Source organism: Mesoflavibacter sp. CH_XMU1404-2, from assembly GCF_037029465.1.
Lineage (GTDB): Bacteria > Bacteroidota > Bacteroidia > Flavobacteriales > Flavobacteriaceae > Mesoflavibacter.
In genome coordinates this window covers 15,039-28,460 of sequence record NZ_JAYMEM010000004.1, presented here as the reverse complement: position 1 = coordinate 28,460, position 13,422 = coordinate 15,039, and the positions used below count along the sequence as shown (strand labels likewise).

General features: G+C 29.6%; 10 protein-coding genes. 7 read left to right on the top strand and 3 right to left on the bottom strand.

Going from position 1 to position 13,422, the window contains the following annotated elements; genetic code table 11:
• Positions 1-62: 62 nt before the first annotated feature.
• From WA327_RS03090 to WA327_RS03080, 3 genes are all read left to right on the top strand, one after another.
• Entirely contained in the window at positions 63-1,832 is a 1,770-nt protein-coding gene (locus WA327_RS03090) for a MutS-related protein (RefSeq protein WP_336066371.1), read from the top strand.
• 2 nt (positions 1,833-1,834) lie between these two features.
• On the top strand, positions 1,835-3,763 hold the full coding sequence (locus WA327_RS03085) for a sensor histidine kinase (RefSeq protein ID WP_336066369.1): 1,929 nt from the start codon (positions 1,835-1,837) through the stop codon (positions 3,761-3,763).
• A 91-nt stretch (positions 3,764-3,854) separates the two neighbouring features.
• Positions 3,855-4,583: a response regulator gene (locus WA327_RS03080; RefSeq protein ID WP_336066367.1), complete on the top strand. Its 729-nt coding sequence runs from the start codon at positions 3,855-3,857 to the stop codon at positions 4,581-4,583.
• 239 nt (positions 4,584-4,822) lie between these two features.
• Here WA327_RS03080 and WA327_RS03075 read toward each other — a convergent pair whose 3' ends face one another.
• Positions 4,823-6,910: a S46 family peptidase gene (locus WA327_RS03075; protein ID WP_336066365.1), complete on the bottom strand. Its 2,088-nt coding sequence runs from the start codon at positions 6,908-6,910 to the stop codon at positions 4,823-4,825.
• Positions 6,911-7,008: 98 nt separating this feature from the next.
• Between WA327_RS03075 and WA327_RS03070 the strand changes: the two genes are divergently transcribed.
• Together WA327_RS03070 and WA327_RS03065 are read left to right on the top strand one after the other, a co-directional pair.
• Positions 7,009-7,530 carry a hypothetical protein gene (locus tag WA327_RS03070; RefSeq protein WP_336066363.1) on the top strand — a complete coding sequence of 174 codons (522 nt, stop codon included), beginning with the start codon at positions 7,009-7,011 and terminating at the stop codon, positions 7,528-7,530.
• On the top strand, positions 7,530-8,315 hold the full coding sequence (locus tag WA327_RS03065) for an amidohydrolase (protein ID WP_336066361.1): 786 nt from the start codon (positions 7,530-7,532) through the stop codon (positions 8,313-8,315). The genes WA327_RS03070 and WA327_RS03065 overlap by 1 nt, the downstream gene beginning before the upstream one ends.
• Here the strand turns inward: WA327_RS03065 and WA327_RS03060 are convergent.
• Entirely contained in the window at positions 8,302-9,912 is a 1,611-nt protein-coding gene (locus WA327_RS03060; RefSeq protein WP_336066359.1) for an Ig-like domain-containing domain, read from the bottom strand. The two genes, WA327_RS03065 and WA327_RS03060, sit on opposite strands and share 14 nt — an antisense overlap.
• Before the next feature lie 57 nt (positions 9,913-9,969).
• Entirely contained in the window at positions 9,970-10,659 is a 690-nt protein-coding gene (locus WA327_RS03055; protein ID WP_336066357.1) for a phosphoribosyltransferase family protein, read from the bottom strand.
• 203 nt (positions 10,660-10,862) lie between these two features.
• Here WA327_RS03055 and WA327_RS03050 point away from each other — a divergent pair, with 203 nt between their 5' ends.
• Together WA327_RS03050 and WA327_RS03045 are read left to right on the top strand one after the other, a co-directional pair.
• Positions 10,863-11,768 carry a hypothetical protein gene (locus tag WA327_RS03050; protein WP_336066355.1) on the top strand — a complete coding sequence of 302 codons (906 nt, stop codon included), beginning with the start codon at positions 10,863-10,865 and terminating at the stop codon, positions 11,766-11,768.
• A 90-nt stretch (positions 11,769-11,858) separates the two neighbouring features.
• Positions 11,859-13,403, top strand: a complete 1,545-nt coding sequence (locus tag WA327_RS03045) for a glycine--tRNA ligase (RefSeq protein ID WP_336066352.1) — start codon at positions 11,859-11,861, stop codon at positions 13,401-13,403.
• The last annotated feature ends 19 nt before the right edge of the window (positions 13,404-13,422 follow it).

Below are 13,422 nucleotides of genomic sequence, written 5' to 3'. Positions count from 1 at the left end.
AAAAATCTCAAGAGGCTTGCTTCTTGAGATTTTTTTGTTTCTTTACTTATATAATTTTAATCATGCAGCAACCTATCTCTTTTTATAAAAACAGTATTGTGACTTTTTCTGATGAGGTATCTAAACTCAACAAGCAGTTGTTTAGTTTAAGTCTTTTACGTATTACAGTATTTGTGCTTACCGCTTTTGGGTTATATACTTTTTTTGAAAACTGGACACTGTTTTTTGTAATTTTAATTGTAGGAATATCTCTTTTTTTATTGCTATTATCTAAATATACCAATATTAAAAAACAGTATCTTTTAAAGAAACAATTAGTTGCTATTAATGAAGAAGAAATTAAAATTGCATCAGGAGATTTTTTCTACAAAGACAAAGGTGAAATCTATCAAGACGCCAACCATAATTACGCTTTAGATATTGATTTATTTGGTAGAGGCTCATTTTTTCAGTTTTTAGATAGAACAGCTACAAAAGAAGGACAGAAAAAACTAGCAAATGCTTTAAAAGCAAATCAAATAAAACAAATAAAAGATAGGCAACAAGTTATAAAAGAGTTGGCAGAAAAACCTAGCTGGCGTCAAGAATATCAAGCAACAGCAAGTTTAATACATGTAGAAACCGATGTTAGTCAAGTGGTTTATTTTCTAAAAAATCATAAGAGGTTTTTACCAAAATGGATGAAGTATATTCCACTAGTTTTTGGAATTACATCTTTAGTGTTATTAGCATCAGTGATTTTTAAAATTGTAGAGCCACAATATTTTGGATACTGGATTTTTGTTGGTTTTTTTATTACTGGTAAATATTTAAAAAAGATAAGCAGTTTAGCTTCAAACACAGATAAAATAAGAGATACATTTAGACAATACGCGTTGTTACTTAAGCTAATTGAAAACGAAGAATTTAAAGCGTCTTTATTAAAAGATAAACAACAAAAGATAAAACAAGAATCTAAAAAAGCTTCAGATATTTTAACCGAATTATCCAAAGCAATGGATGCTTTAGATAATCGTAATAACTTTATTTCTGCCATTTTTGGTAATGGTTATTTTTTAACCGACGTTAAACACAGTTTTTCTATTGAAAAATGGATAGAAAATTATCATGACACCGTAGAGCAGTGGTTTGAAGTCGTTAGCTTTTTTGATGCTTACAACAGTTTTGGTAACTATGCGTTTAATCATCCACAATATATCTTTCCAAAGATTTTAGACACCAAACAAACCACTAAAGTTAATCAATTAGGTCATCCTTTATTAAAGACAGAAAAGCGTGTTGATAACGATTTTGAAATTAATAATCAGCAATTTTTTATCATCACTGGTGCTAATATGGCTGGAAAAAGTACTTTTTTGCGCACGGTTTCTCTACATATTGTTATGGCTAATATTGGTTTGCCAGTTTGTGCAAAATCAAGTGAATATAGTCCAGTAAAGTTAATAACAAGTATGCGTACAACAGATTCTTTAACCGATGATAGTTCATACTTTTTTAGCGAATTAACCAGACTTAAATATATAGTTGAAGCTATAAAAACAGATGATTATTTTATCATTTTAGATGAAATTTTAAAAGGTACAAATAGTACAGATAAAGCTATTGGTAGTAGGAAGTTTGTAGAAAAGCTAGTAGCTAGTAACGCAACAGGTATAATTGCTACACACGATTTAAGTTTGTGTGAGATAGAAAAAGAATTAGAAGCTGTAAAAAATTATTATTTTGATGCTCAAATTGTTAATGACGAACTGTATTTTGATTACACCTTTAAAAAGGGAATTTGTCAAAACATGAATGCTAGCTTTTTATTAAAAAAGATGGAAATTGTATAAATATGAACAAAATTAAGTGCTTTCTATTTCTTTTTTTTAGTGTGTTTTTTTTTCAAGTAAACGCGCAAACAGAAAAAAGTAATATTGAAAAAGTTGAGCAATATATTCTTCAGCAACAAAAAGATTCGGCTAAAGTATATTTTTCAAAAATTAAAGACAACTCTGATTATACATCAATATTAAATGATGTTATAAATGGTAATATCTCTAAAATATCTTCTTATAGGGTGTTTATTGATAGTGTGTCAAATTCACAATTTCATCAATACAATTTAGTTTCAAATTTTATAGATAATTCGATTAAGCAACCAGCTTCTAATGTGTTTAACGAGGATTATTTTTACATTAAATTAAATCAGATTTCTGTCTTACGTGATGATGCTAAGACGATAGATCAATCGTCAAAGATTAATGAAGAGTTAGAAAAATACGTACAAAATCTTAATCAAAGTAAGCAAGAAGTAATTATTGCAAATGCTTATTTAGATTTTCATGATATTGTATTATTCTTAATTCAAAATAAAAATGAAGAAGCAAAAGCACTATTAGATAATAATTTAAGTGTTGCTAAAAAGTTTAATGATAAGCCATTACAAATAGCTTCATTGTACTATTCTTGCAACTATTATATGAATGTTCAGAACCTTCAAGAGTATATAAATACTTGCGAGTCAATTTTAAAATTAGAAGAAAAACTACCACAGCATTCTCAATATTACAGAGGTACTTTAATGAACACAATTGATGCTTATGTTTATAAAGGAGGATATGAAAATGAAGTAGATACTTTGCTACTTAAATTGTATAGCAATCCTAAAACCAGAGAAGATAGCTATGCATTTTATGCTAAATATTTAAAGTACCTTTCTTTAGAAAGTGAAAGAGTAAATAAGATTTTTAATCAGTTTGAAGTTAATAACATATTAGAGTTTGGCGAAAAGATAAAAGTGCTAGCAAAGCCAAAATTAAACGCTAATGATTACTATTATATTTATTATGATATGGGTGAAGCTTTAGAGCAACACGGTTATTTAAAAGAAGCGCTAGAATATCAAAGAGATGCAGTTGTGTTGAATAAGCAAATTTACTCAGAAGACTTGTCTAAAGCACTTGCTAATTTTCAAACACAGCAAGCTGTTAAAGAAAAAGAATTAGAATTAGAATTTGCCGAGAAAAAATTACAACTCTATATCGTTATTGCATCATTAATTGGATTAGCATTGTTTTTTACAGCATTGTTTCTAATTAAAAATAAAAAACAAACTAAACAACTTGATAAGCAGAATAAACAAATTAATGAAGCTTTAAACGAAAATAAATTACTAGTAAAAGAAATACATCACCGAGTAAAAAATAATTTTCAGATGGTGTCAAGTCTTTTAGATCTTCAAACAAGAGACATTGAAGACGCTAAAGCAAAAGAGTTAGCCAAAGAAGGACAGAACCGAATAAAATCTATGGCATTGATCCATCAAAAACTATATCAAAAAGAAGATGGGTTAATAGACTTTTCTGATTATCTAAAAATATTAGTAAACCAAATACAATCTTTATTTAAAGACGATAAAGATGTAGAAGTTAATATTAAAACAGAAGCGTTAAATTTAGATGTAGATACTGCTTTACCATTAGGTTTAATAGTAAATGAGTTGCTAACAAATACTTTTAAGTATGGTTTAATAGAGGATAAAAAAAATATTATAAATATAGAAGTTGATAAAGAAGAAAATGGAATTTATAAAATGGTTTTTTCAGATAACGGACGTGGACTAAGTAAGGGTGTTGATATAAAAAAATCAAAAAGTTTAGGTTTAAAACTAATAAGTAGGCTAACTAGACAACTTCAAGGAACATTGTCATATAAATACGAAAACGGAGCTGTTTTCACTTTGACTTTTAAAGATCTGTTCATGAGAAAACAAATACGTTGAATCTTAAATTAAGAACATGTTAAGGCTGTCTCAGAACATTTTTAAGCACTTTTAGAATATAATCAATATTTTTAATAAATTTTGAATAGTGATGAGTCAAGTCAAAATCTTAGTAGTTGAAGACGAAATATTAATTGCCGATAATATTTGTGATACATTAACAGACCTAGGTTATTACACCTACGAGCCTGCTTTAAATTACACAGAAGCAATTTCAATTTTAGAAGAAGAAAGTCCAGATATAGCTATTTTAGATATTAATTTATCAGGTTTAAAATCAGGTATAGACATTGCAAAAAAAATTAATAACAACTTCGATATACCTTTTATATTCCTAACTTCAAACGCAGATAAAGATACGGTAACATTAGCAAAAGAGGTACAACCGCAAGCCTATTTAGTCAAGCCTTTCACACAAGAAGAGTTATTCACCACAATAGAAATAGCACTTTCTAATTTCAATAAAAGTTTAGACAATTCTAAGATAGACAACAATAAAGCTTTAGCTAAAGATTCACTTTTTATTAAGGAAAACGGAATGTTTATTAAGATAAGATTTGAAGATATTCTGTATGTAAAAAGTGATCATGTATATGTTGAAATTATTTTGACCACCGAAAAGAAGCATGTAATAAGAACAAGTTTAAACGATATATTATCAAGGCTTAATAGCTGGTTTATTAGAATACATAGAGGCTATATTATAAACTACAAACACTTAGACCAAGTCTACGGTAATAAACTGTATGTAAAAGGTGAAGAATTGCCAATAGGAAAAAAATATAAAGAAGATATACTTCAGAAAATTAATTTAAACTAATTCAAAACTCCTTTTATAATACAATTTTGTTGTTTTAGAACAATTTATAAGCTGTTCAGAACAAAAACAGTTGTAGACTCATTAATTAAAGTAATTTTGAATCTTATAAAAGACGACCATTTATTATTTGTTGTTTTTTAATTAAAACAACATTCATTTTATATTACTTGATTAATAGCAAACACGTGTGTAAATGATTAAAAAAGCCTGTAATTTTAATTACAGGCTTTTTATTTTATTTATTGTTTTGGATGCACCAACTTCATTTCATCAATTAAATGTTTTGCACCAGCAAATTTATCTATGATAAATAAGACGTATCTAGCGTCAACCATAATATTTCTGCAAATTTCAGGGTCGTAATTCATATCACTCATTGTACCTTCCCAAACGCGGTCAAAATTTAGTCCGATCAAATTTCCATTTGCGTCAATTGCAGGACTACCAGAATTTCCTCCAGTGGTGTGATTAGTCCCTAAAAAACAAACAGGAACTTTACCGTTAGCGTCTGCATAAGCACCAAAATCTTTAGCTTCATATAAATCTAAAAGTTTTTGCGGTACATCAAATTCATAATCACCAGGGACATATTTTTCAATCACACCATCTAAATAGCTAACAGGCATATAATATACTGCATCTTTTGGAGAGTAGCCTTTTACTTTTCCATAAGTTACACGCATTGTACTATTAGCATCAGGGAAATAGCGTGCATCAGGTAAGGCTTCCATCAAAGCTTTAATGTATTCTTTTTCTAAAGCTGTAATAGGTTCGTTTTTAGTTTCAAACTTTTGGTTTATTGTGCTGTAAAATTCTTCTATAAAAGGTTTTGCATATTTATAGGCAGCATCGTTATTTAACTTTTTAAGTACGTCTTTTGGCTTGCCTTCAAGAAGTTTTAATGCTTCATCCAAATCCGTAAGTACAGTTTTGTCATAAATAGACGCATCTACTTTTTCTGTGTAAAAAGACATAACGTTTTTAAAAACACCTTTGTCTACATTTACATCATAATTTTTATGAATACCTTTTAAAGTTGAAGTAAAACGCGCTTTAGCTTTTTCAAAATTCTCAGGATTTTCATTTATGGCTTGCTCCATTTGATAAGCTCTAAGCGTCATGGTCATTAACTCGTTGGTAACAATAAATACTTCAATAAAATTTCTTCTTTTAATATTTATTGCTGCAAAATCTTTATAAAGTTGATCAAATTCAGGAAGAATGTTTCCGTATTTACTTTCTAATTTTTTGTCTTTTAAAGCTTTTGTAAATTCAGCTTCAAAAGCACGTCGTTCTGCTATTGCATTGCTTTTTTCAATACCTAAATTTTCTCCAATCCATTTTTTCCAAGCGTTAGCAATTCTTGCTTGTTTAGAGGCGTATTTAATACGTACTTCATCATTTGCTTTCATATTAGCATCAATAACTTTTAAAGCGGCTTCGCGTATTGCAATATTACTTGGGTTATATTCTTGCGTAATGTGTTGTATGGCTACTGCTGGTAAATACTCGTTAGTACGACCAGGAAAACCAAATACCATGGTAAAATCATCTTCTTCAACACCATCTAAAGAAATTGGTAAATAGTGTTTTGGTGTATATGGTACATTGTCTGCACTATATTTTGCAGGTTTATTGTCTTTATTGGCATAAATACGGAATAACGAAAAATCACCAGTATGTCTTGGGAACACCCAATTGTCTGTATCGCTACCAAATTTACCAATACTTGCTGGTGGCGCACCAACTAGTCTAATATCTTCAAAGCGTTCTGTGATAAATAAAAAATACTGATTACCCTTATAAAACGCCTTTATTTTAGAGTCTTGCCAAGCTTCTTTTTTAGAGTTAGATTGAATTTGATTACTATTCTTATCGATTAAAGATTGTTTGTCTTTTTCAGACATTTCATCGGTTACACCATTTAAAACATCGTTGGTCACATCTTCAATTCTTACAATAAATTCGACAAAAAGACCTTCGTTTGGCAATTCTTCATTTAAATTCATTGCCCAAAATCCGTTTTTAATGTAATCGTTTTCTAATGACGAGTGTGATTGTATCTGACCATAACCGCAATGGTGATTAGTTAAAATTAAACCCTTTGGCGAGATCACTTCAGTAGTACAACCGCCATTAAAATGTCCAATAGCATCCTTTAAACTAGAGTTATTCACGCTGTAAATATCATCTGCAGTTAACATGCTACCAAGATTTGTCATTTCTATTTCATTCATCCCTTCTAAAAGCGAAGGAATCCACATACCACCTTGCTGTGCAGATACGCTAAAAGTGATAAAAAGCAGTAAAAATTTTATAAGTCTCATTGTATTTAGTGTATTAAAACTCAAATATAAAAAATTAGTTAAAGGCAATAGCTGACAAACCTCATTTACTTATATTTAGATTTTAAATGTATTTATAAATGAAATTAAAATTTACCTTAATTATTACCCTATTTAGTTTAGGTTTTTCTTTTGCTCAAGAAGTTACTTTAGACAATCAAATCTATCAAGTAGACAATAAAACGATTATGTTTAATGGCGAAGATGTTACCAATGTTTTAAATGAAGAACAGCAGCAAAAAATATTTGATTTAGCTGAAGTAAAACAAAAAGAGTTAAAACAGATAGAATTAGAACAAAAAGCATCTGAAAAAGCTAAAAAACAAGCCGAAAAACAGTCAAAACAACTAAAAAAGCTTGAAAAGCAGCAAAAAAAGACTCAAAAAGCATTAAAAAAGAAAGAAAATGCAATAGCTAAAAAAGCTAACGCCGAAAAGCAATTAGCAAAAGCCGAAAAAGAAGCTAAAAAAGCACAATCTAAGTACGAGAAACTTAGTAAAAAAGGAAAATTAAGTACAGAAGATGAAGCTAAATGGCTTAAAAAAATTGAAAAACTCAATGATAAAGTAGCTAAAGCAGAAAAGAAATTAAAAAAGTTGTAATGGAAGAAAACAGTCTACATGTTGCGATAATCCAAGCAGATTTGGTGTGGGAAAATCCTAATCAAAACAGAGAAAATTTCACCAAAAAAATTGAAGAAATTACTCAAGATGTAGACTTAATTGTATTACCAGAAATGTTCACTTCTGGTTTTACTATGACGCCAGAACATATTGCCGAAACAGAAGAAGGAGAGACTATTATTTGGATGAAAAAAATGGCTTTTCAAAAACAAGCAGCTATTGTTGGAAGTGTTGCAATTAAAGATAATAGCGATTATTACAATAGATTATTTTTTGTGCATCCAAATGGTTTGGTAGACACTTACGATAAAAAGCACACGTTTACTTTAGCAGGAGAAGATAAGGTTTATAAAAGAGGAAATTCTAAAGTGATCGTAAATTATAAAGGTTTTAAAATACAACCTCTTATTTGTTATGATTTAAGATTTCCTGTTTGGTCAAGAATAGCTGAAGAAGATTATGATGTATTAATCTATGTTGCTAATTGGCCAAAAATAAGGGTACATGCTTGGAATGTCTTATTACAAGCAAGAGCAATAGAAAATATGAGTTATTGTATTGGTGTTAATCGTGTTGGTTTAGACGCTAATAATTATGAATATTCAGGTCACTCTGCAGTTTATGATGCTTTAGGTAAAAAGCTATCTACAATACAACCTAATAATGAAGGTGTAGAGGTTGTAGTTTTAGATAAAAATCACATTAAAAATACAAGAAATAAACTTCGTTTTTTAGACGATAAGGATAGCTTTAGTTTAGAATAAACTCTTCAATATTACTCCATCCAATTCTAACTTCAACTTCTTTTTTACGGTAACTAACACGCTCTGGTTGTATTTTCTTTAAAAAATCACCTGTATCATATTCTCCGTTTTCGTTAGTATCAAAAACAACTCTTAAAAAGTATTTGTTAGGCTTTAAATAGAAAAAGTCTAAAGGTTCTGGTTTAGTGCTATACTTTTCGTATTTCACTTCACTTTTATCATCAACTAGCTGTACAATAATTGGATAAGTAGCGTTTTGTATAATAACACGAGCTTCGCCTAAACTTTCAGGATCTGGTGTTTTGAGTTTATAGTTTAATGTATCGTTGGTGTTTTCAAAAAAGTCAATAACAGTTTCAGGTAAAATAGTCATACTATATTGGCTGTTGTCTTCCTTATCAAAATTAATTTCAAGATGGTTTAAAATAGTGTCCAACTTAGTATCAAAATCAATAAAAACAGAGTCTTTATTCATGATGCTAATATTGTCTTTGTTTACTTTGGTAATAGGTATGTTTGCTTTTAATTTAAAGCTTTCGTAAAGAGCAATAGTGTTTGTTGGCTCTGCTTTTAGGTTTAAAGAATCCCTTAAATTGTCTTTAAGTTTTACCGTAAACGTATCTATAATTTTATTATTCTGAACTTTAAAAATTAAAGAATCTGTATCTTCTAATTTAGGTGAATAGTAATAATTTAATGTATCTGTGTCTTGCTCTTTTACTATCCTGTATCTAAAGCTATCTGGTACTTTAGATAATAGTTCAATTTTAGTTTTTGTATAATCACCTTGATAACCAAAAGCAATTTTTTCACCTGCAACCAATCTTGGTTTTGATGCTTTGTAATCTAAGTTTTCTTTAAAGACTTTTAACTGATAATTTGCAGATGTGTCTGGTACAGTTATAAAATCTTCGTAAAATCCAATTTTGTCACTACGTTGCTCATATAAATTGTTGCTATTATTGTCTTTTAAAGCAATTAATCTATATGTGCCTGCTCTTAAATTTTCGATAGTAAAATTGGTTGTACTATCTAATGTGTTGGTGACGTATTTAGGTTTTTCTTTATAAATTATTGAATCTGTGTAAGTAGAATCTACCTCATAAAGATGTATAGAAATAAACGATTCTGTAGTCCTATTTAAAGCATCTATTACACTACCTTTTACGTTTAAAGAGTCTATGTAATCTCCGGTAGAAAATACATAGCGATAGTACTCATACGGGTTTTCTTCATTATTATCAACAATACTATTACCAAAATTAAAGGCGTAAGTGGTATTAGGTTTTAAAGTGTCAAAAATTTTAATTTTTATATACTCGCTAGCAGAACTTAAAGGCGTTACTTCTGGTTGCGTATTCATTGGTGGCGAAATAATCAATTGCTTTTGTAAGTTTTTAACCTTTACATACTCGTTAAAGTAAATTCTTATTTCGTTGGCAGTGAAGTTTGTTGAGTAATTTTCTGGTACAGTTTTTATGATTTCAGGAGGCGTTACATCTTTTGGTCCGCCACCTATAGATCCTCGGTTAGCACAGTTAATTGCAGTTAGTGCTAAGACCAAATAAAAACTAAAATTTATCCAACGTTTTTGCATAAAAAATTAAATAGTTGCACAAATTAACAACATATTTATGGTTTAACGAAAAAACCTTTATGCTATTGCCATACAAGCTATGCTAATTTTAATATTTTTAGCTTTTTGAAGCTGAATACAGCAAGATTCTAAAGTATTACCAGTAGTAATAATATCGTCTACTAAAAGGATGTGTTTATTGTTTAGTTGTTCAATGTTGTTAACATCAAAAAGTTCGTTATTAAGCTGCCATCTTTCAAGACGCTTTTTTGTGGCTTGAGATTTTAAAGAAGCACTGACTTTTATCAAAATATCATCTGTGTAATTTATTTGCAAGGCATTAGCTATTTCTTTACCAAACTTTTCTACTTGATTATAACCACGTTTTTTTAGTTTTTTTGGATGTAAAGGAACAGGTATAACCATGTCTATATTGGCGTAATTTTCTAAATTATTCAATTCTGCACCTAACCATTTTCCAAAAAATTCGCCTACTTTTTCATTACCGCCGTATTTAAGTTGATGTATTAAATATTGTACAGTACCTTGTTTTTCAAACCTAAGTAAAGCAGTTCCGTTTTCTACAGCAACACGACCATATAAAACGTTTTCTATGCTTTTATCATTATTATGATGAAAGTTAGTTACAGGTAGTTTATGTCTGCAGTCAGTACAAATAAAGTTTTCATTATCAGACAGTAAGTTTTTGCAAGCGTTACAAACTAAAGGGAAGAAAATATTAATAAAGCCTTTTAATATATTTTGCATTGAATATTCGTTTTATTCTTCAATGAAAATAATAAATAAATGTTTAATATTAAAAATCGATGATTAGATATATTTCTGAATTTAGGTTTTAATAATTGAAATTTGATAATCAATTAACATAGTTTATCAATTATTTTTTCATTTTATCGATAATTGTTGATGGTCTTTAAGCTTCTTGCTTACTTTGCAAAAAAGAATTAGCTATGATAGTTTTCCCTCAAACTTACAACTACAGGTTAATTATTGGTTCATTGATACTAGCGCTAACTGTTTTGGGTGTTTTTACAGTACACAACCAAAACAAATTAGAAGAATACAATTCATACTTAGCTCAAGAAAAAAAATTAATCCAAAATGAGTTGTCAGAAATGATTTCAAGGTTTGACACCATTGATGTAGAAAATAAAGAACTAAGTCAACAATTAGAAGATTCTAAACTAAAATTAGAACAAGCATTAGATTCAATAAAAACTTTAAAAGTATCGGCCAATTTATTAACACACTACAGATCTAAAATAGAGATGCTTAAGGATGAAAGAAACCAAATCCTTAATCTGGTTGAAAAATTAGAGTCTAAAAACAAAACTTTACAAACAGAAGCAGCTCAATCAAAGCAGCAGCTAACAAGCGTAAAAAATTTAGCAGTTACATTAAAGGATACTAATGTTGAGTTAGAAAAAGACAATAAAACATTAAAGAAGCAAATTGTTTCTGCAAGTCAAATGCAAGTAACAATGCTTGATGCAAAAGCAGTTAAGCGTGTTGGAAGAAATAGAGTGGTAACTACAGATAAAGCAAAAAGAACAAATAAGTTGTTGGTAGAATTTATTATCCCTAAAAATAATTTGGTAACAACAGGTGTAAAAGATATCTACATTCAGATAGTAAACCCTAACAATAATGTAGTTTCAAATAAAGACGAAGTTAAATTTGGTAAACAAACATTAATTTATAGTAAAAAGTTAGATGTTAATTTTACTAACCAAGACGTAGAAGTTTCAACATTTATAGAAGCTGATGAAGATGAGCCTTTTAAAGAAGGCGTCTATTTTGTAAACGTTTTTAATAAAGAAAATCGCTTAGCAAGTATCTCAATTTTGTTGGACTAACTTCATAAAAAATCACCACATTCCTTTTAAGCTTAAAACAGCCAAAAATTATATTGTAAACTTTTTATAAACGTTTATCTTTGCTGTATTATGGCAAACAACGACGATCAATTTAAAAAAGTAATCTCTCACGCAAAAGAGTATGGTTACGTGTTCCAGAGTAGCGAAATTTACGATGGGCTAAGCGCAGTTTACGACTACGCACAAAACGGTGTAGAATTAAAGAAAAACATACGCGACTATTGGTGGCGCGCAATGGTGCAAATGCACGATAATATTGTAGGATTAGATGCTGCAATTTTTATGCATCCAACCACTTGGAAAGCGTCTGGACACGTAGATGCTTTTAATGATCCATTAATTGATAACAAAGACTCAAAAAAGCGCTATCGTGCAGATGTTTTAGTTGAAGATTATTGCGCAAAAATCGAAGCTAAAATTGATAAAGAAGTTAAAAAAGCCGAAAAACGTTTTGGCGATGCTTTTAATAAAGAAGAATTTTTAAGCACAAACGGTCGTGTTTTAGGCTATCAAGAAAAAATTGATACCATCCTAAAACGTCTTGGTAAATCTTTAGAAAATGAAGATTTAGCAGATGTAAAAGCCTTAATTGAAGAATTAGAAATTGCAGATCCTTTAACAGGAAGTAAAAACTGGACAGACGTTAAGCAATTCAACTTAATGTTTGGCACCAAATTAGGTGCAAGCGCAGAAAGCGCAATGGATTTATACTTACGTCCAGAAACAGCACAAGGTATTTTTGTAAACTTCCTAAACGTTCAAAAAACAGGACGTATGAAAATTCCTTTCGGTATTGCTCAAACAGGAAAAGCCTTTAGAAACGAAATTGTTGCAAGACAATTTATCTTTAGAATGCGCGAGTTTGAACAAATGGAAATGCAATATTTTATCAAACCAGGAACACAAAAAGAATGGTTTGATTACTGGAAAGAAACACGTCTTAAATGGCATAAATCACTTGGTTTAGGCGAAGAAAATTACCGTTTCCATGATCACGAAAAATTAGCACATTACGCAGATGCAGCTACAGATATCGAGTTTAAATTCCCATTCGGATTTAAAGAATTAGAAGGAATTCACTCTCGTACAGATTTCGATTTAAAACAACACGAAGAGTATTCTGGTAAAAAACTTCAGTATTTCGATCACGAAGACAATATAAGTTATACACCTTATGTTTTAGAAACTTCAATTGGTTTAGACCGTATGTTTTTAGCAGTGTTTTCTAATAGTTTACAAGATGAAACTTTAGAAGATGGAAGTGAAAGAACTGTTTTAAAATTACCAGCAGTTTTAGCACCAACAAAAGCAGCAATTTTACCATTAGTTAGAAAAGATGAAGGTTTAACTAAAATGGCAAAAGACATTGTAGATGATTTAAAATGGGACTTCAATGTTACTTATGATGAAAAGGATGCAGTTGGTAGACGTTACCGTCGTCAAGATGCAGCAGGTACACCATTTTGTATCACAGTAGATGGCGAAAGTCTAGAAGATAACACTGTAACGATACGTCATAGAGATACTATGGAACAAAAGCGTGTTAGAATTGAAGAATTACGCGACATCATTAAAAAAGAAGTTGACGTAAAAGAATGGTTAATGAAGATGTAAAATTCCTGTAAAAGCAGAA